Origin of the sequence: Alicyclobacillus sp. ALC3 (assembly GCF_028751195.1) — a bacterium.
GTDB lineage: Bacteria > Bacillota > Bacilli > Alicyclobacillales > Alicyclobacillaceae > Alicyclobacillus_L.
Genome location: NZ_CP066784.1, coordinates 931,872 through 957,091 on the forward strand (window position 1 = coordinate 931,872; position 25,220 = coordinate 957,091).

Sequence of the window (25,220 nt, forward strand, 5' to 3'; positions counted from 1 at the left end):
CTGTTCCTGATCGGGCACAGACGCTGAAGCGGTCTGCCACCGCTGCTCCGGTTGTCCCTGTTCCGCTTCGAGGTCAATGTGTGTCGTCATGAGGCGTCCGTCTCTGTGATGGCGGCCGTCAAGTCGTGAGCTGCGTGAGTCCATAACTCCGGTCGAACCGACTGTAGAAAATTGACCAGTCGCGACTTCACTTCAGCCGGGACGCGCGATACATCTACTTGGCCCTTCACTGCTTTCTCCATCTGGTTGACTTGCTCGGCAAGTGACTTGTACCCCACTTTGGCCGTTTCATCCAAGTGCAGCGCGAACATCGTTAAGCCGTAGTAACCCTGAACCCCACCTTCGAACCTGTGCAACGTCACCCAGAACCCCCATACCAGACGTGGGTTCGGTACTTCGTCGAGGCTCTTCACGAACTGCATGCCGCGTTCAAGGTCACTCTTCCCGTGGATCGCGCCGTTGTCGATGAACACCCGTTCACCATCGACAAACACAACTGACAACCCCCGCATCGAGTCGTCCGCACCTGACCCATGTTTCGATTGACTTGTCAGGTTTAACTTCTGCATGCGCGACCCCCCTGTGACATGAGAATGAGACGTCTCTGTCGACGTCCAGTCTACATTCTACCCCGACTCTCGCGCGATGTCACATACCTCTGCATGTTCCCTTTCGAACAGGGAAAGTTAGTGGCAAAACCAGACTGGAAAGCAAGGTGAGGACTATGACTGACTTGAAACGGCTGTGGGTCGGCTTGGCTGGCGCCGTCGTCGCGTTCGCCAGTTTAGGGCAGACGGCAACCGCACAAGTCTATAGGATCGACAACACCGCTCAACCGGCTGTAATCCGTGTCGCCATCCGCGGTCTCAACCCAAGCGGCGAACCCGACCCGCGCGGGCGCATTGAATGGGTGCAGACCGTTCCGTTCGAACAGTACTGCGAAGATGTGTTGCCAAACGAGTGGATTCCTTCGTGGAACAGCGAGTCCCTGAAGGCCGGAGCGATGGCCATCAAGATGTTCGCGTGGTACCACCACCTGCACCCCGTTACGGTCGATGGATTCACGTTTGACGTGGACAACACCGTGAACTTCCAGACGTTTCGCTACATGTCTGAGCAACCGATGACCAACCGAGCTGTGCAGGCTGTACGCAGGTTTGCGTACGTCCGGCCTGACGGCGAGATCATCGAACTAAACTACCGCGCAGGCAACCCGCAAGACCCGAACTGGCAATACCGCAATGCACAGAAAATGGCCCAGTGGGGCAGCGAGTACTGGGCGGAACAAGGCCGCAGTTACGTACAGATTCTGCAGTTCTACTACATGGACCGTGCGCTTCGCCAGTACGGTTGAGGAGCACCGAGACAGTGTTGACCGTAAAGGAGGCCGTTTTGTGAGTCGTCACGTTCCCATCAAGCAGATTGTCCAAATCGGCACAGGAGCCATCACAGCGACCGTGTTGTCACTTTCGCTGCTACCCTCTGCCCACCTGCTTGGCGCACATCACCTTTGGTTCGCACAGACAGCACAAGCGGCGAGTGTAACACAAGCGCCTGTGGGCCAAGACGCTCCACGTATGCAACCAGGCGGCGCTTCCGGTGGAACCGGGCCACAACCCGTGCCGTCTCAACCAACCGCGCCGACACCAGGACCTGCACAGCCCGTACAGCCCGCGCAGCCTCCCCCCATCACGCCTACACCGGGGTCTGCACCAGAGACATCACCGTCTGTGCCAAACCTAGACAAACCCTGGCCGCGAAGCGCGAAACTTCGGGTCAAGGTGATCGACGGCCGGACCCTCAAACCACTGGCTGGGGCAGAGGTGGTCGTGATTGAGAGCGAACAACGCCTGCACACCGATGTAGACGGACAGACACCGTGGTTTGACGCGCCGCTGATTAGAGACCCGCGCTACCGTCCCTTGGTTCAGGAACTGCACGGGCAACTCGGCGTGATCGCCTATAAAAACGGGTACCGGGACTCCGTTCACATGGGGATTCGTCTGAACCCTGGCGTCGACTCAGAGACCACGGTCTGGATGTACAAGCTTGGCCCCGGCGACGTGCGGATCGAACCCGTTTTGTACCAGGAGCCGTTCCATCACCTCTGGCTGATTCGGCTCGCCGACCGATATCGCGACCGCAGCCAGTTGGGAGAGGGATTTCAGAAACCCTGAGGAGGTCAGCCTGGCAGACGGAGCGCCGCGTGCACCTGCGCGACGCGCTCCGCTGCTTGGGCCAACCGTGCCTCAGGCGTCAACAAGCCAATCCGGACGTGGTTGTCCCCTTGTTCGCCAAAACCGCGTCCGGGCGCAACAGCTACGTCGACTTCTTCAAACAGCAGGTCTGCATACTCGGACGAGTTGACACCCGCCGGGACAGGCATCCAGGCAAAAAATGAACCTTTTGGCGGCGGACAGTGGATTCCGTGCGCAGTGAGCGCGCCGACCCACGCGTTGCGGCGACGTTCATAGGTCGCCCGGAGGTCACGAACGCAGTCCTGCGGACCTAGCAGCGCGGCAATTGCAGCGCGTTGGACTGCCGGAAAAAGAGAGACGTAGTAGTGATCCTGCAACAGGTTTAGCGCTCTAATCACGTCGCGCCGACCGACCGCAAACGCGACTCGCCACCCGGCCATGTTGAACGTCTTGCTCAGTGTGTAGACCTCGATGCCAGCCTCTTTCGCTCCCTCTGCTTGCAAAAAGGACGGCGGCTTGACGCCATCAAAACCAATCGCGCCATACGCAAAGTCGTGGACCACCAGGGTACCGTGGCGACTCGCCACTTCGGCGCACTTTGCAAAGTAATCAAGCGTCGCTACTGCACCGGTCGGGTTATTTGGGTAATTCATAAAGAGCAGTTTTGCTCTTTGCCAGTCGGTTGTGGACACCGCCTCGAGGTCAGGGAGAAAGCGGTTGTTCGGTGTGAGCGGAAGTTTCACCATCCGCCCCCCGGCGAGCGCAACCCCACTCCAGTAATCGGGATAGCCAGGGTCCGGGACCAACGCGACGTCGCCAGCATCTAGGTAAATCTCGCTGAGTTCGACGAGTCCAGCCTTGCCCCCGAACAAAATCGCCACCTCATGCTCCGGATGAAGGGTGACACCGTATTCGCGTAGGTAAAATTCGGCCACAGCTTCTTTGAGCGACGGAAGGCCGGAAAACGGCGGATAGCGATGTGTTGATGGGTCCAGCACAGCTTCTCGCAGGGCCTCAACGATGTGTGAAGGAGTCGGCAGGTCCGGGTTTCCCTGACCGAGGTTTATGACGTCGCGTCCCGCCTGCACCGCCTGTAGGACTCGGCCGCTGAGTTGCGCAAAAAACTGCTCTGGTAAACGGTCCATCCGCTGTGCCATCTGCACTATGCATACTCCTCCATAGACAGCGTGTCCGGGAGGACCCTCCGCTGCCAAATCAATCTTCAAACTTCGCTACAATCTCCGCAGCACCCGTGTCGTCGCCCGCCAACTCCTTTGCTGTCGCTTCAATTCCCCAAGACTCAAGCGCCGACAGCGCGTCAGCGTAGGAATTGTACGAGGTCGGATACGAGTAGCCGGCAGGGTGTCTCTCACAATTTTGAATGGCGACTTGCCATGTTCCTGCGCTGGTCTGATGGACAGTATACGGCAGTCCGTGTATTTCTCGCAGTGGCACACCTCGAAAGCGCATCGCTAGCGGTCCCCCCATGCTTACCGGATACCGCTAGCGTGTCCTTGCCGCCGTGAGGGTATGTGGCTGCATGCCGTGTCAGTTGAAGCGCAGACGCTTCTTTCGAACTGCGACGGAGAGCGCTATTCCAATCGCCATGTAATCGATAATGAGCGAACTGCCGCCATAACTGACGAACGGCAACGTGATGCCGGTTGCCGGACTCAAGTACATGTCCATCCCGATGTTCTCGAACACTTGGAAGGCAAACATGCCAACGATGCCAATCACGATGTAAGTGCCGAATGTATCGCGAGCGGTGGCCGCAATCCGCGTCATCCGGTAGAAGACGACGAGAAACATGAGCACCAGCACACTCGCGCCGACAAAGCCAAACTCTTCACCGATACCCGTGAAGATGTAGTCGGTCCACTGGTTTGGCACCCATCCCCCACTCGTCTCAATCCCATTGAATAGGCCCTCACCAAAAATCTGCCCGGAGCCAATCGCCATCTGTGAGTAGTGTACCGCGTAGCCGTTGCCGTTTAGAGCCGTGTTTGGGTTAAGCCACGTGATGATGCGTTCAAGCTGAAACTGGTGGATGATTTTATGCTTGACCAGAAAGTTGTGCGTCAGAAAGTATGTCGCCTGGTGCGGGTACTGGACGGCTGCGACTGTGATGCCGCCGATGACGATGACCATAATGAGCGACAATACGATAAACTGCGACCGCTTTACATAGGCAGCGAGCAACGTCATGAAGATTGCAAAGATGACGAGCGCCTGCCCAAGGGCTGGTTCTTTGTACACGAGCCCAAACGGCACGAGCACGAGCAGCCACATCGGCCATGTCTTGATGAAGCGGTAATCCGGTAACTCGGCCTCGTCGTTGTCGGCCATGAGGCGCGCGACGACGACGATGAGCGCCAACTTCATCAACTCGGACGGTTGAAATTCGAGTGGACCGAGTGGGATCCAACTGTGGGCCCCGGCTACTTTCGGCATAGCGTAAACAGCGAGCAACAGAAACAAGGTCACTCCGTAGACCCACCAGCTGTACTTGCGCAGCACCTGGTAGTCGACGATGGTCATGACTAACATCATGATGATGCCGAGTACCTCAAAGGCAATCTGCTTTGTCAACACATGGGGCGGGACTGTGCCATTTGGCGCCGTCGGTTTTCCGTAAGTAACCGCCAGCAATACGAGGCAGCCGTAGGCGGCGAGCAGAACCATCATGCCAATGAGCGTAAAGTCCAGTTGTCTAAAATTCCTGCGCAAAATATCCACAGGGAACCTCCTACTACGAAACGCCGACTCTGTCAGCGTGTGTTGGGTGAACAGCACCTTTGAGTGAACAGCCTAGTGTTTCTTATTATCCCGGATTTGCGGCGTCTGGTCTACCTTCCAATTGATGACCTCTGTCAATCTGGCGAACAATCTGTGCATTCGCCGCGACAATCGGGCCGATGCCCCATAGACTGTGGCAGAAAGGAGGCAGATGTCCATGGTCAAGCGTGATGATGTGACGTCGCTCGTCGGTAAACAGGTTTCCTGCCACACCCACTTTGGGGTGTTTCACGGCGTCATCGTCCACTGCACGGAGGAACACGTCATTCTGGCACCGATGTTTGCACACCATGTGCATGCCGGGCCAGCACCGTACCCCATACACATCCGCGCCGACGATGCGCAAGGTCGGTGGGGACCGGGTGGCTACGGTCCAGGCCCGGGCGGACCCGGACCAGGTGGGCCCGGTGGGCCGGGTGGAGGCGGTGGCTGGCACATTGCGGTGCCACTTGCTGCCATTATCGGTGTGACTGCGATTGGCCTACACTGGTTCTAAGCGTGTGAGCGCCACCTTCTCATGTCGTCACTCAGCAGGGGATTCGCGATTGGCGTCGAATTCTTCCCTGATTGTGGGACACTGCTTAAGGAAGGTGGCGCACTTGCAGGCAGAACGGCACCAGCCCGACTACATCCTGCTGTTTACTGTGGTCATTCTGTGCGCGGTCGGTGTCGTCACAGTTTACTCAGCGAGCACATATTTCGCTTTAGACAGCGGTCTTGCTCCAAACCACTACGCAGTCAGACAGTTGATTGCCTCGTTTCTTGGCCTGGGACTGATGTTTGTTGCCGCCCAAATCAGCTACACCGTTTGGTATCGCTGGGCGCCCCGGTTCATGTTCGGCGTGCTCATGCTGCTGACGCTAGTACTCATTCCGGGCATTGGCATATCCAAACTCGGCGGCCGGCGTTGGCTCGGTCACGGCAGTTTTACCATTCAACCATCCGAGTTCGCGCTCATCGTTCTGGCTCTGTATCTGGCGTTCTTTTTTAGTAAGCAAGTCGCGTTTTCCGACGATTTCCGGCGCGGACTTCTACCAGCGTTAGTTGTCACCGGACTCAACTTCGGACTGGTTTTTCTGGAACCCGACATGGGTACTGCGTTGACCCTGCTCGGTGTCGGCCTCATCGTTGCCATCGGGTCTGGAGCTCGCCTGAAGCCACTGCTCATCTTCATTGGGGCTGCGTTTCCCGTGCTGTTGGGACTGGCCCTTGGCTCCCATTACCGCTCAAGCCGGATCACGGCGTTTTTGCACCCTTTTCCAGAGACCGCCAGCACGTACCAGTTGTTACAAGGGTGGACCGCAATCACTAACGGCGGACTGTTTGGTCGCGGCTTTGGCATGAGCATTGAGAAGACTGGATATTTGCCTGTTCCGCACATCGATTTCATTTTCCCGGTCTTTGTCGAGGAATGGGGCGTTGTCGGTGCCGTTGCCCTGTTGGCCGTGTTTGGCGTCCTGATTTGGCGTGGATTTTGGATCGCGCGACACGCCAAAGACAGGTTTGGCGCGGTGCTCGCCGTTGGTCTCACATCGATTATCACGGTTGGCACGTTTATCAATCTAGGCGCCGTGACCGGGCTGCTGCCTGTCACCGGCATTCCGCTCCCGTTCATCAGTTATGGCGGAACGTCCCTGGTGATTAGTCTGCTCGCGATGGGGATGCTGCTCTCTGTCTCGCGCTATACACTCGACGAGATGCCCGAATCAGATGAACTGGCGACCGTGATTGAGGTCAGTGAAGCACGAGAGCGCCTTGCAGCTCGCAGTGGCTTCGCAACTGCCAAAGAACTGTCAAAACAACGTGGAGCCTCTGTCGAGCGGCTGCGCAAAAAGCGCACGTCGAACAAACGTCCGCCAACGCATGGCACATGGCGAGCATCCGACGAAGTGGCAGCGACGCGAACAAAGTCGAGTAAGGGCCGCACCACGCGCAGTACAGCGAATAGCTCCGCTGCACGCGGTTCTTGGTCGAGCACCCGTTCTTCCGGGAAAACGTCTGAGAGTTCGCGTAGCCGCAGCAGCAGCAGTCAGTCAGGCCGGACATCAGACCGAAACAGCACCTATCGGTCGACGAATCAATCGAGTATGACTTGGCGCGAGCGCAATCAGCGCGGACAGCAAGTAGGCCGAGACAAACCTGGTTCGAAAAAGAGTCTCTTCCGAAGGGATCGGTGATTTGCTTGACGAGTAAGCTTCCCCTAACCCCAGTCTCGCTCGGTGACAATGTGTGGATGATTGACCTCTTGGAGCAGGGCGTGCCGAATCGCACGGCCGCCTACTTTATTCAGGACGAGCAACCAACACTCATTGAAACCGGCTCGTCACTGTCGCACGACCTGCTTGTCGCCGCTCTTGCGCAACTCGGAGTGAAGCCGACTGACCTCGCGTACGTCATTGTCACGCACGTTCACCTCGACCATGCAGGTGGCGCCGGGCACATGATGCAGGTCGCGGAAAATGCGACACTCGTCTGTCATCCGCGCGCAGGGCGTCACATGATGGACCCAAGTAAGCTGTGGGGCGGCGCCCTGCAGGTGTACGGCGAACAACTCGCGAAACTGTTCGGTTCCATCGTCCCTGTACCGTCGGAGCGGGTTCTCATTCGCAATCACGAGGAGACGTTGTCAATTGGGTCACGGACATTGACCTTTTACGATTCACCCGGGCACGCAAAACACCACTTTGCGATTTTTGACGACCGAGCGCGAGTGCTGTATGCAGGTGATGCGCTCGGAATTTTCTATCCGACAGGGTTCACCGGATGGGACTACGAGTGGGTGATGCCCTCGACTTCTCCGACGGACTTTGACCCGCAAGCAATTCGACAGACCGTGACGACCCTGAAGGACGTCCCGTTCGACTTTGCGTATCACGCTCACTTCGGTAAGTCCCCGAAGGACAACGCGCTCAAGGAAACACTGCGAATAGGTGAAGCTTGGGGTCAACTCGCCGACGCTTTGTACACGCCGAGCCTGTCCGTGGCCACACTCGCGGATGCGCTTCGCAACTGGGTGCGCGAGGACTTGCAAGGTCACGGCTTTGACCCCGGGTCAGACCTCTCCGTCCTCGACATGGACATCACCATCAATGCGATGGGACTCTTGGTCTACGAGCAGCGCAAACACCGGCCTGTCTCAAAATAAGCGACTCCACCTAAGGTTACACTCTCAACCTGAGCACACAGCGGCGTCAGCTTGTCGCCGCTGCGCGCGTGGTCATGGTTGTATCAAATCCCAAACTGCACAGAATCCGTCAAAGCTCGCACCACCAGTTCGAGCCCTTGCGCGTCGCCGTTGTCAAACCGCCCTGGCAACGGGCTGTCGATGTCGAGCACCCCAATCAATTCGCCTGCTTGGACAATCGGCACCACCACCTCAGACCGTGACGCAGCGTCGCAGGCGATGTGACCAGGGAAAGCGAACACGTCCGCGACGACCTGCGTCGCTCTGGTCTGTGCTGCTGTACCGCAGACGCCTTTGCCAAGCCCAATTCGGATACACGCTGGCTTGCCTTGGAACGGTCCTAGCACGAGTTCCTGTTCGGCCCTATGCCACAGGTAAAACCCGACCCAGTTGATATCGCCGAGGTGTAAGTTTAACAAGGCAGACAGGTTGGACAGATTCGCAATGACATCTGGCTCACCGGCCAACAAGTGCCGCGTTTCTTGTGCGACACTTTCATAAAAGGCAGTTTTGTTCGACTCATCAATGCGGGTTGTTTCAAACACACTCCCGCCCCCTTTCTCCATGCAGGACAAACACCTCTATAGTATAATCCACTGCAGGAAATTGCTTAGACGAGCGACGCCGTCCATCATTCACCATAGTGTGCCGACAGCGAACCTGTTGCGCCGCTCCAGAAAGGATTTGAGTTATGGATCCGCTCTTCCTCCTCGCCGTGTGGGTAGGTAAGTTGGCACAGGCAGTTCTCCGGGCCGCAGGGAAGAGCGCCACAAGCTTTCCCGGGAAACTTGCCATTCGCGTCGCGCCACGTGTTCTCGAACACCTCGGACGCCAACTGCGGCGCTGCGTCGTTGTCACAGGCACAAACGGCAAGACGACAACAACCAACCTGCTCTCTGCAATGCTCCGCCAAAGCGGTCCGCTGATTACAAACACAGAGGGAGCCAACCTGCAACAAGGCATTGTCAGTGCCATCCTCGAAGCGACAAGTTGGTTCGGCCGAGTGCGCGTCCCATTGGCCGTGTTGGAAGTGGACGAGGCAAGCCTGCCACTCGTCGCCAAATACCTGCCAATTCGGGTGCTCGCGGTGACAAACGTGTTTCGCGATCAGCTCGACCGCTACGGCGAGCTTGATACAACTGTGCAGAAAATCGTCCAGGGGATTGCGGATACGGACGCCGTAATTGTGCTGTGCGCGGATGACCCGCTGGCTCACCACATCGGACGAGTCTCCGGAAAGCGCGCCGTCTACTTCGGTCTGCACCGCGACATGGCGGCTGAGAAAGCGCGCGACGTGATGCGCGATGGCGCGTTCTGTCTACAATGCGGCCATGAGCTTCGCTACGATGGCTATTTTTACGGCCAACTCGGGCTTTATGTGTGCCCTTCCTGCGACTTTTTTCGCCCGCACCCGGACCTTATCGGGCGCCTCGCCAATGGGAAACTCGAGGTCGCGCAAGGACAGTTGCCTGTTGTCTCGTTTGACGTCCCGGTGCGTGGTCTGTTTAACCTCTACAACGAGCTCTGCGCTGTCACAGCGGCTCGAATGTGTGGACTGACCGCACAGCAAGTTGCCACCGGACTAGCGTCGTTTCGCGCGCCGCTTGGGCGCATGCAGGCCTTCACGACACGCCCTGCGTCGGTCCTCAATCTCGTGAAAAACCCTGCAGGCTGTGACGGCGTGCTGCAAGCGATTGCCAGTGAACGCGGTCCGAAAGTTCTCTGTATCGCGATTAACGACCAAGCTGCCGACGGACGTGACGTGTCGTGGTTGTGGGATGCAGACTTTGAACTAGTACCAGAACAGGCTTCGGCCGTACGTGTCATCACCACCGGCATGCGCGCTGAAGACATGGCCTTGCGGCTGAAATACGCTGGATACGATGCACGTCGGACGGAGTGCATCCCGAACCTCGATGAAGGCATCAACCATGCATTGCTGACTGCCGCACAAGAAGGTGGCCTGCCCGTGTACGTGATTTCTACCTACACGGCACTCTACCCGGCAGCGCAAATCTTGCGCCAGAAGGAGGCAGGTCCGAGTGACCCAGTCGCTCAGAATCGCCCATCTGTATCCTGACCTATTGAACCTGTATGCGGATAAAGGGAACATCCTGACGCTCGTGCGACGCCTCGAATGGCGCGGTATTTCAGTCGAGGTCATTTCCGTGCCAAACGGCGAAGAACCGCGGCTGGAAGATTACCATCTGGTCTTGCTCGGGGGCGGTTCTGACCGTGAGCAGGAGTTGGTTGGGCGGACACTCCGCGCTCGCCAAAGTGAGTGGCAGGCGGCAGTACAAGCAGGGTTGCCGCTGCTCGCCGTGTGCGGCGGCTACCAGCTACTCGGGCAATTCTACCAGCTTCCAGATGGCACCAAGGTGCCTGGACTAGAGTTGCTCGACCTCGAGACGATTGCAGGCAGCCCGCGACTGATTGGCAACATTGCCATTGACACAGTGGGTTTAGGGACCATTGTCGGCTTTGAGAACCACGGCGGACGAACCACGCACCGCCACCAGCCGCTCGGAACTGTGGTCAGCGGGCATGGCAACAACGGCACGGACCGTGATGAAGGCGTGCGCCACCTGCACATTGTCGGCACTTACATACACGGCCCGCTGTTGCCGAAGAATCCGCAGCTTGCTGACTACATGCTCAAACTCGCCTTGGAGTACGCAGGCATGCGGTTCGACCTCGAACCGCTCGAGGACAGTTTGGAGCGGGCCGCCCAAGACGCCTTCCTAGCCCGCCGCATCCCTGTCCGGGCGTAAAGGGGACGTAGGGGCACACCTAAAATCCGTAGATGGACATCCCACCGTCGACAAACAACGTGTGCCCGGTGACATAACTCGCTGCGTCAGACGCCAGAAAGACAGCCGGCCCGACCAACTCTTCGACTTGTCCGACGCGGCGCAGCGGTGTCCTCTCGACCACTTGCGCGTGATAGTTCTCGTCGCTGAGCAGTTTTTCAGTGAGCGGTGTCCGGAAGTACCACGGAGCAATCCCGTTCACCCGTACTCCGTGCTGCCCCCACTCGAGCGCCAGCACCTTGGTCATCTGAATGACGCCGGCCTTCGCTGCGGCGTAAACCACGCCAGTACGCAGTGCAACGTGTCCGCCAACCGAGGAGACGTTGATCATGCTCCCGCTACCCTGCTCAACCATCGTGCGTCCGACCTGCTGGGCCATGAAAAATGTGCCGCGCAAATCGGTGTCGATGACCTTCTGCCACTCGGCTTCCGTGACGTCGAGCGCTTTGGTGCGAATGTTAATCCCGGCATTATTGACGAGTATGTCAATGCGCCGCGAAGTTGTCAGTGTAGCGACGACCTCGCGCACGTTGTCGGCGTCCTGCAGGTCACAGACCGCCGACTCTGCCGGCCTGCCGGACAGCGCTTCAATCTCGCCAGCAAGGATTGTTAAGTCTTCGCGGTTGCGGGCGAGTGCTACAACATCAGCTCCTGCTTGCGCAAAACCGATAGCGAGTGCCCGACCGATTCCTCGGCTCGCACCCGTGATGATGGCGCGTTTGCCCGTCAAGTCGAAGGATGTCAACGTTCTGTTAGTCATCGTAGGTCTGGCGCCCCCTCGACCGGTGTGGAGTGCTGCTCCAAGGCGGCGCGAACTTCAGACCAGATGGGCATTGGCTTCTGCGCTGCGTAATCGAATGCAATCATGACAGCTTGGCCACGCGCGACGCAGGTGCGCGACTCGTTAAAGATGCCGTGATCGACTGTGAAACTGCTGTTGCCGACGTGGCTCACCCACGTCTCTATCGACAGCGTCTGTGCGTACCGCACCTGGCCTAGGTAATCACAGCGGGCAGAGGCTACAATCAGGTTCCAGTCGGCGACGGCAAGCGTCGGGTTGAAGAGACGGAACACATCCATGCGAGCTTCTTCCATGTAGGTAAAGTACTTCGCGTGGTTCACATGGCCGAGACCGTCGCAATCGCTAAATGCGACAACAATCGACTTACAGAACATCGAGAGACTCCCCGCTTTCCATAAATAGTTGTTGCGCCATCCGTGGTCAGATGGGACAATGACACACGATCGGGATCCAAAACTTACAGCACAACTTTCAACGAAGTTTCGCAAACCATGTGACAAAATGCAACAGATTGCTACATGTTGCGGGAACATTTGTCCGATCCCAATCGTCCATTACTTTGGGAGGGGTTTTCATGCCTACGGGTTCACACAAAAAAAAGAAGGCCGAGGGGACCAAGAAGCAGCGGCGGCGGCGCAGAATTCTCGCTTGGACGCTGATCCCACTTGGCAGCCTAGTCGTACTTGCGGGAGCCGGAGCAGGGTTGCTCTACTACGGGCTGAAGCCGACTGCACCCAACAGCCAGCCGTCCGCTTTGCACAATGCAGTCAAAAGCGCTGTGCAGAACATCGGTCAGGAGGTTTCCGGCGTCACAAAGCCGACGAACATTCTGCTCATTGCCAATAACGCGCGCGGCGCGTCAAACCCACTGTCCCTGGGAACAGCAGCTGGGCAGGCGGACATCCTCATTCTAGTCCACATTGATCCACAAAAGCACGTGGTGTCGCTCATCTCCATCCCCCGCGACACGCTTGTCGCGATGCCAGGGTGGAATGTGCCAATTCCAAAGATCAAGACCACATTCACTCTCGGGTTGCAGGAATCCCCGCAAAAGGGACCTGTGATGGCGATGAAGTACGTATCGCGAATGACTGGACTCCCCATCCACGACTACATTGCGACTGATTTTCAGGGGTTCATCGACGCCATCAACGCAGTCGGGGGCGTTAAGGTCGACATCAAGCAGCGTATTTATGACCCATTGCACAGCGGCGCGAACTTGTACCCTGGTGTGCAAACGCTCAATGGGTCCCAGGCGCTTGCATACGTCCGCGTTCGTCAAAACCAAGCCGGCAACGGCTACCGGGTCAACGACTTCCAGCGTCAACAGGCCGAGATGCAGGTTCTACACATTCTCAAGCAGCAGGTCCTCGGGGCAGCCAGTCACCCCACCGAGGTCGTGAAGTTGATCGGCACCTGGGAGAAGGACGTCGCAACCAATCTGTCAACCTCGCAGTTGCTTGGCATCGCCATGACGACCAGCGGGTCTAAAATGGCAAACGTGCAGTTAGGCAGTGTGACCGATTCGATGGACCTCGCCAGTGCACCGATATCAGGACTCAACGCGGAGAACTACCTGACAGGTGCCTACTACGACGTGCTCGACGCGAACCACATTACGCAAGTACTCGCGCCGTTCGGTTCCACCGGCGCGACCTTGGGCTTGCCAGCATTCCCAAGTCCTTCGTCCGTGCCAATTGGCCTGTATGGGTCCGCGAGCACTGCGGCTCAACTGCGCAAAGATGGCTTCCCGGTCACTATCCTCGGGCCATCGCAAGGCGGCAGCAGCGTGATCTACCCGCAAGGGAAAATGCCGTGGGGGTGGGTTGTCGCCAGGGCTATCGGCAACTCCAACGAGTGGGTCGCACCCGCTTCGTCAGCGAGCAGCAGCGTCATCGTCTATGGACCGTAACCCGCTGGAGGCAGGCAGCTAGTGACCTGCCCTCAGCAGCACTTCAAAACTGCGCCTGAAGTCATAACCAGGCACCTGAAAAGGCGTGCTGCCGAATTGACTGTACGCCTCACACCCGTCGCTTGAGGGCTTTTCCGCCCACGTGAATTCCTACACAAGCGGGTCGTCTGGCGCCATCCGGCGATGTCCATCGAGAATGATGTCGCCCTGCTCATTCACAGCGAGATACAACACGTCAGCCAGTGAGTTAATCTTGTGCCGCTCTAGCACACTCTCGAGCCAGGCTTGGTCGTGGTTTGTGCTTTTCAACTTGTCCCGGTCCACCTCCCCATCAATCACAATCTCGATATACGGCCCCTGTCCCTTCGGAGATAAGTCTGGGCCTTCCACCAGGTCTTCCTTGGACGCTGACTGTGAAGCCTGAGTCGGCAAAATGCTCAAGTTTCCAGTCGGTTCAAGTATCCCGTATTCAATGTCTCCATAGGAAAAATAGCCCTTCTCACGCAGTGTCATCAGAAGGACATCAAGGTTGACCTTGGATTTTCGCAGGTTCTCTCGCAATAGCGCGCCTTTGTGGATGAGGACTACCGGTTCACCGCTCGTGACACGGCGAAAGTGGCGATTCTTGAGGGCAATATACGACGCAATGATGGTCGCTAGTGTGAACATGACAAGGCTGAGACACGAGGCCACCCACGTGCTCTTATCCGTCGTTGTCATCATGTTCGCCGCCATATTGCCCATTGCGGCACCGGCAACCCAATTGAAATAAGTAAGCTGGGTCAACTGCGTACTGCCAATCCAGCGGACCAACGCGAGCAACACAGCAAACGTCACAAATGAACTTAGGACAATAAAAGACCAGTGAATGTGGAGCAACGATTCCGTCCCCTCTCAACATTCACTGGTATAGACAATTCTGCGTTGTAGCAAACCACGTTCTACGCAAACAGCGCAAGCACCGGTTCACCAACCGTTCTTCCCCGCGCTAGACTCCCTTCCAAGCGAACTACGGAGCGTACACAACGGCGTCCGAATAGTTTTGGGTTGCTGGGGCGACCCACTCGTTGGCGGTGCCAAGCGTCCTGGCGATGGCCCAGCCCCATGGCATCTTGCCGGGCGGATAGTAAATTTGAATCTGCGACCCTGTTGCGCCAGCCCCTCCGTACGTGACTGGATAACCGGCCTGTTGCAGTTCGTTTGCGACCAGTTGACTGCCGTACACAGTGATTGGGACCTGTGAAGGGGCAGGAATCGGTGGTAGCCCCAAGTCGCTGCCCGTCGAACCTACACTCTTCAGCGCCTTCGTGATGTTGTTCGGGTCAAGTACATCGTAGTAGGCGCCAGTCAGATAGTTCTCTGCATTAACGCCTGGCATCGGCGCATTAGCGAGGTCCATCGAATCCTTCACGGAGCCAAGGAAAAGCGTCTTAATCTGACTCCCGGAAGTCGCCAGTGCGAAGCCCACGAGTTGCTGCGTCGACATATTGGTCGCGACGTCCTTCTGCCACACCTTCACCAAGTTACGAATTTTCACCGGATTGGTTGTAGAGTCGAGCAGTTTTTGCTTCAAGATTTGCAGCACCTGTATTTCAGCCTGTTGACGCTGAAAGTCGTTCGTCCGGTACGTGTTGCCGGCCGCGTTTTGACGTACGCGGATGTATGCAAGCGCCTGTGACCCGTTGAGTGTTTGAACACCAGGGTACAAATTCGCACCGCTGTGCAATGGGTCATAAATGCGCTGTTTGACATCGACTTTAATGCCCCCGACCGCGTTGATGGCGTCGGCAAATCCCTGGAAGTCCGTCACGACGTAGTCGCTGATCGACAGACCGAGCATTCGCGAAACGTACCGCATCGCCAGTTTCGGCCCTTCTGTCTGCGACTGGTTCAGGCCGACGGCGAAAGCCGTTTTAATTTTGGGGATGGGGACGTTCCACCCTGGCATCGCAATCAGTGTGTCACGCGGCACGGAGATCAGCGAAACCGTGTGCTGTTTCGGGTCGAGGTGCGCCACAATCATGATGTCGGCTTGCCCACCAGCTGTCCCTAGCGACAGTGGACCCGTCGCGTTGCGAGCGTTGTTCGCGATGAGCAGGATGTTGACCGGTTTGGAGCCAACAATCGTATCGCCAATCTGACTCGTGACCTCTTTGACGCCTTTCTTCGGGTGGAATACGACATCAAGGAGTGTCTTCGGACCCGTCGCGATTGCGGCTGCCACCACCAGCAGCACGATGACCAGAGCGGTAATGCGACCGCCCCGCCGCGGTCGGCGGCCGCCGGGCCCGCCGCTGCGAGCGCCACCCGGCCTCGGCCCATTTCCACGTCCACCAGCCCTAGTTGAACTTGTTGACTGTCCCCCACTTGTCCGACTGCGGTTTGATCTGTTTCCCTTCGACTCGGGTCCGCCGTCCCATCGCACGTTCGGCCGCGGTGGCCTTTGGGAAGAGTCATTTCCCCATCCGCCGTTGTTCATGAGTGGGTCCTCCTCAACTTCAGAATTGACTTGATTCTGTCAATCCTCTCAAATTCGCTTCGAAGTCAATCTTTCGCAGGATATCACCAGCTAGCAGTTCTCTGCAACCAATGGTCACAAGTCACCTTTTTCCGGTGCTGCATATCTTACATGGAACGCCAGCCAAGGAGTGATTCCAGTGCACCTCACCGCATTGACCAGTATCATCGCCATCGGAATCGCCTCCAACCTCGACAACGCAGGGGTAGGCATAGCCTACGGTGTGCGGCGCATCCGCATTCCGTGGCCGCAAAACCTAGTGATCGCAGTGATTTCGTTTGTGGCCACACTTGCCGCCGGACTCTTTGGCAATGCCGTGACGACCTGGCTGTCGCCGCTTGTCGCAAATTTGATTGGCACGGTAGTCATCGTCTGCGTTGGCGTCTGGGTTCTGATGCAGCCGTTTATCGCGCACCGAGCGCCCAAGCCAAAGCAAAAGAATTCGAGTTTCATCACAGACATCCTGCGCAATCCGGAGGCAGCAGACCGAAACAACAATCAGGCGATTGGTTTTGGAGAAGCGATGATTCTCGGCGTCGCGCTCGCCATGAACGCCCTCGCAGGTGGGTTTGACGCAGGCATTACGAAACTAGACGTGTTATGGACGTCCGTTTCCGTCGGTGTGTTCAGCTTCGCATTGCTCGGCCTTGCGGCGTTCTCGGGCCGCCGTTACGCTGCAGAGACACTCGGCGAGAAGGCGACCATCGCAGCGGGCATTCTGCTCATTCTAGTAGGCATCCACCAACTCATCCCCGGATGAGCGGATGCTCCTTCAATACCCCGCATCCCAATCTACAACGCCCGGCAACGGCAGTCCCTGCTCGTACCGTTTGAGGTTGTCGAGGAAGTACTGACCTGCATTTTCAACCGTCGTCGGCCCCGACATATGTGGCGTGACGTATACGTTCGACAGTGTCCACAGCGGACTGTCGCTTGGCAGTGGCTCCACTTCGAACACATCGAGGACGGCTGCCCGCAACCTGCGGTCACGGAGGGCGTCAACGAGGGCCCTCTCGTCGACAAGGGCCCCCCGGCCCACGTTGACCAGAATGGCATCGCGTTTCATTGCCCCTAACACGAATTCGTTCACAGCATGGCGGGTTTTGTCCGTCAGCGGCAGCGTCAACACCAAGTAGTCGAGCTCTTTTACAAAATCCAGCCACTGATCTGGCGTAAAGTGCTTGTCCACTGTCGCGCTTTGCCCGCCGCTTCTGCTCATGCCGTACACCGTCATGTCAAAAGCGCGGGCCTTGGTTATGACGTTTTGTCCAATCGATCCGAGCCCAGCGACACCGATTGTTTTATCGTGCAACACCCCCGCGCGAAACGACTGCCAAGTGTTGCTCGCGTGCTGGTCCCGCAGGCGCTCAATCGCTTTTTCGATGTGAAGCAGGTAAGCAAAGGCGTACTCAGCCATCGGGCGGCTAAACACGTCAAGCATACGCGTGAGCGTGATGTGCGAAGGCAACGGCCCTTGCCGAAGTACAGCGTCGACACCCGCACTCATCAGTTGCACCCAGCGCACCGTAGTTGATGCAGCAACCGCGTCAAGTGGAAAACCGTATCCGTAGATGACCTCGATCGGTGTTTCGGTGAGCCGAGCCCGCGCGGCCTTTGCGTTCGCTGCCGTGTACACCTGTGCACACCCGTGCGCAGTCAGGAAAGCGGCGTACTTGTCCGCCGCGCGCTCGTGGTAGACGAGAATTGGTACACTCATGCGCCAGCCTCCTCGATAGCAGAGACGGCGTGCGCGACAATCGTTGCCACACGCGCCCCAAAGCTTGCAAATCGCTCGTCCGCCGTCTGCCCACCCTTCCAGCGCACGTAAATCTGCTGCAAAATCACAGCGAGTTTGAAGTAAGCGAACACTAGGTAGTAGTCAATCGTGGACAAGTCCCGCCCAGTTCGCTTCGCGTAGCGTTCAATCAGGTCGCGCCTGCTGAGAAATCCCGGCAGTTGTGTCACCGTTGGCAGCATTTGTCGAAGTTCCACTGGGTCATCCGCCTGTACCCAGTAACTCAGGCTAATCGCGAGGTCCATCAAGGGGTCGCCGATGGTCGCCATCTCCCAGTCCACCACGGCGACAGGGCGGTCAAGCGCGCTCGCGTCGAGAACAATGTTGTTGAGCTTGAAGTCGTTGTGGATCACGGTCACGGCCTGCGAAACTGGCACACGCTGTGCCAGCCACCGCGTGAGGTGTTCCACACCGCGAATGTCGTCCGTTTGCGCACGCTGATAGCGCTCAATCCATCCGTGTACTTGGCGCGCGAGAAACCCATCAGGGTGACCGAACTCGGCCAGCAGAGCAGCTTCGTAGTCGACGCTGTGCAGGTCTGCGAGGGTGTCTACGACGGCGCAGGAAATCCGCTGACACAATTCAGGCTGTGGCGCAATGCCCGAGGGAAAGCGGTCATCAAGTACGACCCCGGGTCGATACTCCATGATGTAGAAAGGACTACCAATCACTGACAGGTCGTCGCAAAACGCCAACGGACGAGGTGCAAGTGGAAAGTTTGGGTGAAGCTTTTCCAGAATCGCAGCTTCTCGCGCCATGTCGTGTGCTTTTGGCGGCAACGGTCCAAACGGCGGACGTCGCAGAACACCTTCGAATGGCCCGCTCTGCAGGTAATAGGTCAGGTTGGACGCTCCAGACGGAAACTGCTCGATATTCGGAAGTTCTTCAGGAACCCGAGGTATGCGCTGACGCAGGTAGGTCCACACCCGTTCCACGTCAAAGCCTTCGCCTTGTCGTATCGGTATGGTTCGACGTGTCACGTGCCCATCGCTTGTCTCTGCCACGTCTGCCACTCCCCTCCCTTACTGGTCTCTATCATACCGTGTTAGGCTGGGAATCAGGAAGACCTCGATACAGAAATCGAGAAACTCAAAGTTCGCGGCATGGGACAGCAGCGGTTGTACAAATGAAACGCGCGCTAACCGCAGACGGGGGGAACACCCACCGTGTCTAGCGGCCGCGCGCTGTTTGTCACAAAGTTCCCAGCACGGGACGACGGCGCCGTCAAAACCTCAGAACGCAGTTGTCAAACAGCACATAGTCACTCGCGGTCTCGGACTCTTCCCAGTCGAGCGTGTCAGCATGCTGCTCACCCGATTGCAGCTCGTTGACGTAGTCGGACTGCCCCGCATATGCGTCGTGTCCCGTGTCTTGTGTCATCCTGTCCGCCTCCTCCCTTCGTAAGCGGTAATGTCTGCCTCGTATTGAAGCGTGATTGCGATGTCGTCCAAACCGTTCAGCAGGTTGTACCGCCGCCTTGGGTCGACCTCAAACGACACCTGCCACCCAGCTCCGTCGGACACAGTCTGAGCTTCGAGGTCGACGGTCAACTCAAACGCGCTACCGCCAGTACCCTTGGCAAAAATTTGGTCAATCGTACTTTCCGGAAGCCTAATCGGCAACAAGCCATTTTTGAAACAGTTGTTGAAAAAGATATCCGCGAACGAAGGCGCAAGAACGACGCGAAAGCCATAATCGCCGAGCGCCCACGCAGCGTGCTCGCGCGATGAACCGCAGCCGAAGTTGTGCTGGGCCACGAGAATCGCAGCACCTTGATTGTGCGGTTGGTTCAGCTCAAACGCCTCGTTCGCGCCGCCGTCCTCGCGAAAACGCCAATCGTAGAACAAATACTGACCAAAACCGGTGCGCTCGATGCGCTTCAGAAACTGCTTGGGGATAATCTGGTCGGTGTCGACATTCACCCGATCCATCAGCGCAACCTTTCCTGTCAGCCGGACGAACGGCTCCATGCCAACCCCTCCTTGTATCACAGCAAACACTGTGGAATCGCTTAGACGCTTGCAGCAGCGGCCTCTCGGCCAAGTTCGCGAACATCGACAAAGCGCCCTGCGACCGCAGCTGCTGCCGCCATTGCTGGACTAACCAGGTGCGTCCGGGCCGCCCGTCCTTGGCGGCCTTCAAAGTTGCGGTTCGAGGTGGACGCGCAGCGCTCGCCAGCAGGCACGAAATCCGGGTTCATAGCGAGGCACATGCTGCACCCTGTGGCGCGCCACTCAAAGCCGGCGTCCAGAAAGACGCGGTCCAGTCCTTCGCGCTCGGCCTGTTCTTTCACTTGTTTGGAACCGGGCACGACGAGCGCGCGGACACCCGCTGCGACTTTGCGGCCACGGGCCACTTCAGCCGCCGCACGCAGGTCTTCCAGGCGAGAGTTCGTGCACGAGCCGATAAAGACGTTCTGTACAGTGATGTCCGTGATCGGCATTCCAGGCTCAAGACCCATGTACGCCAGTGCCTGCTTGGCAGCCCTACGTTCAGGCTCCGTGGCAAACGAATCCGGATGAGGCACCCGGCCGTTCACGCTGATGCCCATCCCTGGGTTTGTGCCCCACGTCACTTGCGGGTCAAGTGCAGAGACGTCAAAGGTGACGACTTTGTCATACATGGCGCCATCGTCAGAGCAGAGTGCTCGCCACTCTGTCACCGCTTCGTCAAACTGCTCCCCCTGCGGCACTCGTTCACGGCCCTGCAGGTAGGCAAACGTCACTTCATCCGGCGCAACCATACCGGCGCGCGCGCCTCCTTCAATGGCCATGTTGCAGACGGTCATCCGCTCTTCCATCGACATCGAGCGCACCACATCCCCGGTGAACTCCACCACGTGCCCGGTGCCAAAGTCGATGCCGTTCTCCGCAATCACGCCGAGAATGACGTCTTTGGCTGTTACTCCCGGAGCCCGCTTACCAACGAGGCGGACCTCGCAGGTCTGCGGACGTTTCTGCCACAGGCACTGCGTTGCGAGCACGTGTTCCACTTCACTGGTGCCGATGCCAAAGGCAAGGGCGCCGAATGCGCCGTGCGTAGAGGTGTGGCTGTCACCGCAGACAATCGTCTTACCCGGTTGCGTGAGACCAAGTTCAGGGCCAATTACGTGCACTATGCCCTGGTTCGCGCTGTTCAGGTCCGCGAGCTCAACGCCAAAGTCCTTGCAGTTGACTGCAAGGGTTTCGATTTGTTTGCCTGCAATCTCGTCTGTCACGTGAAACGGGTTATCGGTCGGGACGTTGTGGTCCATCGTCGCGAACGTGAGGTCCGGGCGGCGCACTTGCCGGTTGTTGATGCGCAAGCCCTCAAACGCCTGCGGCGAAGTGACTTCGTGAACCAAGTGCAAATCAATAAAAATCAGTGCGTTGCCACCGTCTTGAGAAACGACGACGTGGCGGTCCCAAATCTTTTCAAACAGTGTCTTTGGGCTCATGCAGGTCACCTCCACCATCTGTACTGTGCCGTCTCTTCCGTGCCGTTATCGAAACCTCTATCTCAACCAGGCGGCAATTACTGCTTCACAGCGGCAGCGCGGAGTCTGTCGCGCACCGCGTCTCCCATTTCTGCAGTGCCGAGCGCACTTTGTCCGATGTCCGCGATGTCCGCGGTGCGCAGCCCGTCGGTGAGCACGTGATTCACAGCTCGTTCGACCGCGTCTGCCTCTGCCGCCATTCCGAGCGATTGGCGCAGCATCAGTGCAACGGACAAGAATGTAGCCAGTGGGTTCGCAACGCCCTTGCCTGCGATGTCCGGCGCCGAACCGTGCACGGGTTCGTACACACCCGGGCCACCGTTACCAAGGCTCGCAGACGGAAGCATACCGATGGAACCGGTAATCATGGCGCCTTCGTCGCTCAAGATGTCGCCGAACAGGTTTTCTGTGACCATGACGTCAAACTGCCCAGGGTTCTTCACAATCTGCATCGCCGCGTTGTCGACGAGCAGGTGGTTCAGTTCGACATCCGGGTACTCGGCTTGCAGGCGCTGTACCGTCTCCCGCCAGACCCGGCTCGACTCGAGGACATTGGCCTTGTCGACAGACGTCAAGCGCCGTCCCCTTGTCCTCGCCGTCTCATAGCCAAGGCGGATAATCCGCTCAATTTCGTGTTCCGTGTAGCGCAAGGTGTCGATGACTTCGAGGCCTTCCGGGGTCTCGATGCGCTCGCGCGGTGTGCCGAAGTACAGACCACCGGTAAGTTCGCGGACGATCAAAAAATCAACATTCTTCAAAATTTCGTCTTTGAGCGGTGAAGCTTTGGCCAAAGCCGGGAAGACAGTGATGGGCCGCAGGTTCGCGAACACGCCGAGCGCCTTGCGCAGTCCAAGCAGGCCTGCTTCTGGACGTCCCGACGCAGGTCCGCGGTCGTACTGCGGCGCACCCACAGCTCCGAGCAGCACTGCGTCGCTGGCGCGACAAGCTGCAATTGTTTCCTCAGGCAGGGGCGTGCCTGCTGCGTCGATCGCGGCGCCGCCGATGTGCGCGAAGGTGAACGAAAATGTGTGGCCAAACTCTGCCCCGACGGTTTCGAGCAGACGACAAGCTTCATTTGTCACTTCAGGGCCAATCCCGTCGCCGGGAAGCACCGAGATGTGCTTAATCAAGAGACACCCACTTCCTTGAACTCGCGTTTGAGCGCAATCCGGTTGACCGCGTCTAGGAACGCCTTGGCGGACGCGGCCAAGACATCGTTGTCGACACCGCGGCCGTTGCCAAACGCGCCATCGTAGCCAACTCTCACATACACTTCAGCGAGTGAGTCCTTGCCGCCCGTCGTCGACTGAATTCGGTAGTCCTGCAGCTCGACAGGGTGATTCAGCAGTCGTTCAATCGTCCGGTAAATCGCTTCGACACTGCCGTTGCCAGTTGCCGCTTCCTGCCCCTTCGTGCCGTCCGCCATGCGTACGCCGAGCGTCGCTGTGGTGATGGCGTTTGAACCGAAAGACACGTGTAGGTACTCCAGCTCATAGTGCGGACGACCGCTGTTCGCGGAAGCTTCGAGCGCGAGCGCCAGGATGTCGTCGTCTGTGACGTCCTTCTTCTTCTCCGTCAGCTGTTTAAAGTTCTTGAACAGCTGATTGAACTCGTCGTCCGACAGGTGTAAGCCGAGCTCCTGACACTTTTCGCGGAAGGCGTGGCGGCCGGAGTGCTTGCCGAGGACCAGCGAGTTCGACGCAAGGCCAATCATTTCCGGCCGGATAATCTCGTATGTCAACACATTCTTCAGCACTCCGTCCTGGTGAATCCCGGACTCGTGCGCGAAGGCGTTCGCGCCGACTACTGCTTTGTTCGCGGGGACGACCATCCCCGTCAACTTGCTGACGAGTCGGCTGGTGCGCATCGTCTGCGCAAGGTCGAGCCTCGTCTCCGCCTGGTAGTAATCGCGTCGGATTGCCAGCGCCACTGCGACTTCTTCGAGTGACGCGTTGCCAGCCCGTTCGCCAATCCCATTGATTGTGCCTTCAATCTGCGTCACTCCGGCTTCAATCGCTGCAATCGAGTTCGCGACGGCTAAGCCGAGGTCGTCGTGGCAGTGCGCGGACAACTTGACGCGGTGGATGTTCGGAACGTGTTCCTGAATGTACTTGAACATCTGCGAGTACTCCGCCGGCGTCGTGTAACCGACCGTGTCCGGCAGGTTAATCACAGTCGCCCCTGCGCGAATCACAGCTTCAATCAACTCCGCGAGAAACGGCCACTCAGAGCGTGTGGCGTCCTCGGCGGACCACTCAATATCAGAAAACCGTTTGGCCGCATAACGGACCATCGACTGCGCAGCTTCAAAGACCTGATTGGGTGTCATTCGCAGTTTGTCTTGCATGTGGATGGGAGAGGTAGCGATAAACAAGTGCAATCGCGGGGCTTCTGCGTCCTTCACGGCTTCCCACACTGCGTCCACATCGCTCTGGACGTGGCGGGCCAAACCAGCCACCGAACACCCTTTGATCGACTTCGCAATCTGCGAAACGGCGTCAAAGTCTCCTGGGGAGGAGGCTGGATAGCCAGCCTCCATGACGTCCACCCCGTAGCGCGCTAACTGATAGGCAATCTCGAGTTTTTCGTGCGTGTGCAGGTTGACGCCCGCAGACTGCTCCCCGTCCCGCAGCGTGGTGTCAAAGATCTCAACTTTTCGCACTCGCAGTCACCTCATTCCCCGGTGGATTGACCGCTTGCCGTCAGCGCCTCTCCAGCCGACTGGCCGCTGTAGTCTGGGCGGCGAATGAACGGCATCAACTCGCGCAACTGGCGACCGACAACTTCAATTGGGTGGTTTTTCTCACGTTCGTTGATCGCGTGGAACATCGGGCGGTTCGCCTGGTTCTCAAGCACCCAGCCGCGCGCAAACGCACCGGTCTGGATATCGGACAGGACCCTGCGCATCTCGTTCTTCGTCTCGTCGGTGACGATGCGCGGACCGGACATGAAGTCGCCCCACTGTGCGGTGTCAGAGATTGAATAACGCATGTACGACAACCCGCCCTCGTACAACAAGTCAACAATCAGCTTCAACTCGTGCAGGCACTCAAAGTACGCCGCTTCCGGCTGGTAGCCGGCTTCTGTCAAGGTTTCAAAACCCGCCTTGACCAGTGCGGAGACGCCGCCACAGAGCACTGCCTGTTCGCCGAACAGGTCTGTTTCAGTCTCTTCCTGGAACGTCGTCTCAAGCACAGCTGCGCGGGTACCGCCGATGCCCTTGGCGTAAGCGAGCGCGATGTCTTTGGCTTGCCCACTGGGGTTCTGCTCCACCGCGATGAGACACGGCACACCGCCGCCCTCTGTGTACACGCGGCGAACGAGGTGGCCTGGTCCCTTCGGCGCGACCATGAAGACATCGACGTCTTTCGGCGGCACCACCTGATGAAAGTGAATGTTGAAGCCGTGTGCGAACGCCAGCGCCTTGCCAGCCGAGAGATTCGGTGCGATCTCGCTGTTGTAGACTTGCGGCTGCCGTTCATCCGGCAGCAAAATCATGACAACGTCAGCCGCCTGCGTGGCGTCGCCGACGGACAACACCTCAAAGCCGTCTTGTTCTGCCTTCGCCCACGAGCGCCCTTGCCGCAAGCCGATTACCACTTGCACGCCGCTCTCGCGCAGGTTCTGTGCATGCGCATGCCCCTGCGAACCGTAACCAACCACAGCTACCTTTTTTCCACGCAGTGCATCAAGTGTAACGTCCTTCTCAAAGTACAGGTTTGCCATG

General features: G+C 58.0%; 26 protein-coding genes. 9 read left to right on the plus strand and 17 right to left on the minus strand.

Going from position 1 to position 25,220, the window contains the following annotated elements:
• Positions 1-86 precede the first annotated feature (86 nt).
• Positions 87-569, minus strand: coding sequence for a YwhD family protein (locus JC200_RS04465; RefSeq protein WP_274434968.1), 483 nt, complete (start codon positions 567-569; stop codon positions 87-89).
• A 155-nt stretch (positions 570-724) separates the two neighbouring features.
• Here JC200_RS04465 and JC200_RS04470 point away from each other — a divergent pair, with 155 nt between their 5' ends.
• Positions 725-1,354, plus strand: a complete 630-nt coding sequence (locus tag JC200_RS04470; RefSeq protein ID WP_274434969.1) for a SpoIID/LytB domain-containing protein — start codon at positions 725-727, stop codon at positions 1,352-1,354.
• A gap of 40 nt (positions 1,355-1,394) precedes the next feature.
• Positions 1,395-2,177, plus strand: coding sequence for a hypothetical protein (locus tag JC200_RS04475; RefSeq protein ID WP_274434970.1), 783 nt, complete (start codon positions 1,395-1,397; stop codon positions 2,175-2,177).
• A 5-nt stretch (positions 2,178-2,182) separates the two neighbouring features.
• Here JC200_RS04475 and JC200_RS04480 read toward each other — a convergent pair whose 3' ends face one another.
• The 3 genes from JC200_RS04480 to JC200_RS04490 form a co-directional block, all read right to left on the minus strand.
• Positions 2,183-3,355: a pyridoxal phosphate-dependent aminotransferase gene (locus tag JC200_RS04480; protein ID WP_274436464.1), complete on the minus strand. Its 1,173-nt coding sequence runs from the start codon at positions 3,353-3,355 to the stop codon at positions 2,183-2,185.
• 58 nt (positions 3,356-3,413) lie between these two features.
• A complete protein-coding gene (locus JC200_RS04485; RefSeq protein ID WP_274434971.1) occupies positions 3,414-3,668 on the minus strand; it encodes a hypothetical protein in 255 nt (84 codons plus the stop codon).
• Between the two features lie 78 nt (positions 3,669-3,746).
• The gene (locus JC200_RS04490) at positions 3,747-4,937 is read right to left on the minus strand and encodes an FtsW/RodA/SpoVE family cell cycle protein (protein ID WP_274434972.1); all 1,191 of its coding nucleotides are present in this window, start codon (positions 4,935-4,937) and stop codon (positions 3,747-3,749) included.
• Positions 4,938-5,154: 217 nt separating this feature from the next.
• Here JC200_RS04490 and JC200_RS04495 point away from each other — a divergent pair, with 217 nt between their 5' ends.
• From JC200_RS04495 to JC200_RS04505, 3 genes are read left to right on the plus strand one after another with little or no spacing between them, the layout of a single operon-like run.
• The gene (locus tag JC200_RS04495) at positions 5,155-5,493 is read left to right on the plus strand and encodes a hypothetical protein (protein ID WP_274434973.1); all 339 of its coding nucleotides are present in this window, start codon (positions 5,155-5,157) and stop codon (positions 5,491-5,493) included.
• Between the two features lie 49 nt (positions 5,494-5,542).
• Positions 5,543-7,174, plus strand: coding sequence for an FtsW/RodA/SpoVE family cell cycle protein (locus tag JC200_RS04500; protein WP_274434974.1), 1,632 nt, complete (start codon positions 5,543-5,545; stop codon positions 7,172-7,174).
• Positions 7,175-7,179: 5 nt separating this feature from the next.
• Positions 7,180-8,142 (plus strand): MBL fold metallo-hydrolase, encoded by a 963-nt coding sequence (locus JC200_RS04505; protein WP_274434975.1) that lies wholly within the window; start codon positions 7,180-7,182, stop codon positions 8,140-8,142.
• 83 nt (positions 8,143-8,225) lie between these two features.
• On the opposite strand, the gene JC200_RS04510 is transcribed toward JC200_RS04505, so the two are convergent.
• Positions 8,226-8,747, minus strand: coding sequence for a GAF domain-containing protein (locus tag JC200_RS04510; protein ID WP_443111869.1), 522 nt, complete (start codon positions 8,745-8,747; stop codon positions 8,226-8,228).
• A gap of 125 nt (positions 8,748-8,872) precedes the next feature.
• Here JC200_RS04510 and JC200_RS04515 point away from each other — a divergent pair, with 125 nt between their 5' ends.
• Positions 8,873-10,261 carry a Mur ligase family protein gene (locus tag JC200_RS04515; RefSeq protein ID WP_274434977.1) on the plus strand — a complete coding sequence of 463 codons (1,389 nt, stop codon included), beginning with the start codon at positions 8,873-8,875 and terminating at the stop codon, positions 10,259-10,261.
• Positions 10,224-10,952 carry a type 1 glutamine amidotransferase gene (locus JC200_RS04520; RefSeq protein WP_274434978.1) on the plus strand — a complete coding sequence of 243 codons (729 nt, stop codon included), beginning with the start codon at positions 10,224-10,226 and terminating at the stop codon, positions 10,950-10,952. The genes JC200_RS04515 and JC200_RS04520 overlap by 38 nt, the downstream gene beginning before the upstream one ends.
• A gap of 19 nt (positions 10,953-10,971) precedes the next feature.
• Here the strand turns inward: JC200_RS04520 and JC200_RS04525 are convergent, their stop codons facing one another.
• Both JC200_RS04525 and JC200_RS04530 read right to left on the minus strand, forming a co-directional pair.
• A complete protein-coding gene (locus tag JC200_RS04525; protein ID WP_274434979.1) occupies positions 10,972-11,751 on the minus strand; it encodes an SDR family NAD(P)-dependent oxidoreductase in 780 nt (259 codons plus the stop codon).
• Positions 11,748-12,167 carry an acyl-CoA thioesterase gene (locus tag JC200_RS04530; RefSeq protein WP_274434980.1) on the minus strand — a complete coding sequence of 140 codons (420 nt, stop codon included), beginning with the start codon at positions 12,165-12,167 and terminating at the stop codon, positions 11,748-11,750. The genes JC200_RS04525 and JC200_RS04530 overlap by 4 nt, the downstream gene beginning before the upstream one ends.
• 200 nt (positions 12,168-12,367) lie before the next feature.
• On the opposite strand from JC200_RS04530, the gene JC200_RS04535 reads away from it, so the two are divergent.
• Positions 12,368-13,705: an LCP family protein gene (locus JC200_RS04535; RefSeq protein ID WP_274434981.1), complete on the plus strand. Its 1,338-nt coding sequence runs from the start codon at positions 12,368-12,370 to the stop codon at positions 13,703-13,705.
• A gap of 150 nt (positions 13,706-13,855) precedes the next feature.
• On the opposite strand, the gene JC200_RS04540 is transcribed toward JC200_RS04535, so the two are convergent.
• Both JC200_RS04540 and JC200_RS04545 read right to left on the minus strand, forming a co-directional pair.
• Positions 13,856-14,584 carry a DUF421 domain-containing protein gene (locus JC200_RS04540; protein WP_274434982.1) on the minus strand — a complete coding sequence of 243 codons (729 nt, stop codon included), beginning with the start codon at positions 14,582-14,584 and terminating at the stop codon, positions 13,856-13,858.
• 130 nt (positions 14,585-14,714) lie between these two features.
• Entirely contained in the window at positions 14,715-16,184 is a 1,470-nt protein-coding gene (locus tag JC200_RS04545) for an LCP family protein (protein WP_274434983.1), read from the minus strand.
• Positions 16,185-16,362: 178 nt separating this feature from the next.
• On the opposite strand from JC200_RS04545, the gene ytaF reads away from it, so the two are divergent.
• Positions 16,363-16,983: a sporulation membrane protein YtaF gene (gene ytaF, locus JC200_RS04550; protein ID WP_274434984.1), complete on the plus strand. Its 621-nt coding sequence runs from the start codon at positions 16,363-16,365 to the stop codon at positions 16,981-16,983.
• A gap of 12 nt (positions 16,984-16,995) precedes the next feature.
• Here the strand turns inward: ytaF and JC200_RS04555 are convergent, their stop codons facing one another.
• The 8 genes from JC200_RS04555 to ilvC form a co-directional block, all read right to left on the minus strand.
• Positions 16,996-17,940, minus strand: a complete 945-nt coding sequence (locus tag JC200_RS04555) for a D-2-hydroxyacid dehydrogenase (RefSeq protein ID WP_274434985.1) — start codon at positions 17,938-17,940, stop codon at positions 16,996-16,998.
• Positions 17,937-19,022: a phosphotransferase family protein gene (locus tag JC200_RS04560; protein WP_274434986.1), complete on the minus strand. Its 1,086-nt coding sequence runs from the start codon at positions 19,020-19,022 to the stop codon at positions 17,937-17,939. Before JC200_RS04560 ends, JC200_RS04555 begins: the two co-directional genes overlap by 4 nt.
• Positions 19,023-19,242: 220 nt before the next feature.
• Positions 19,243-19,398 (minus strand): hypothetical protein, encoded by a 156-nt coding sequence (locus JC200_RS04565; protein ID WP_274434987.1) that lies wholly within the window; start codon positions 19,396-19,398, stop codon positions 19,243-19,245.
• The gene (gene leuD / locus JC200_RS04570; protein ID WP_274434988.1) at positions 19,395-19,988 is read right to left on the minus strand and encodes a 3-isopropylmalate dehydratase small subunit; all 594 of its coding nucleotides are present in this window, start codon (positions 19,986-19,988) and stop codon (positions 19,395-19,397) included. Before leuD ends, JC200_RS04565 begins: the two co-directional genes overlap by 4 nt.
• A 41-nt stretch (positions 19,989-20,029) precedes the next feature.
• Positions 20,030-21,454: a 3-isopropylmalate dehydratase large subunit gene (leuC, locus tag JC200_RS04575; RefSeq protein ID WP_274434989.1), complete on the minus strand. Its 1,425-nt coding sequence runs from the start codon at positions 21,452-21,454 to the stop codon at positions 20,030-20,032.
• A gap of 77 nt (positions 21,455-21,531) precedes the next feature.
• Positions 21,532-22,623: a 3-isopropylmalate dehydrogenase gene (gene leuB / locus JC200_RS04580; protein WP_274434990.1), complete on the minus strand. Its 1,092-nt coding sequence runs from the start codon at positions 22,621-22,623 to the stop codon at positions 21,532-21,534.
• The gene (locus JC200_RS04585) at positions 22,620-24,155 is read right to left on the minus strand and encodes a 2-isopropylmalate synthase (protein ID WP_274434991.1); all 1,536 of its coding nucleotides are present in this window, start codon (positions 24,153-24,155) and stop codon (positions 22,620-22,622) included. Before JC200_RS04585 ends, leuB begins: the two co-directional genes overlap by 4 nt.
• Positions 24,156-24,166: 11 nt before the next feature.
• Positions 24,167-25,219 carry a ketol-acid reductoisomerase gene (gene ilvC / locus JC200_RS04590; RefSeq protein WP_274434992.1) on the minus strand — a complete coding sequence of 351 codons (1,053 nt, stop codon included), beginning with the start codon at positions 25,217-25,219 and terminating at the stop codon, positions 24,167-24,169.
• Between the last annotated feature and the right edge of the window lies 1 nt (position 25,220).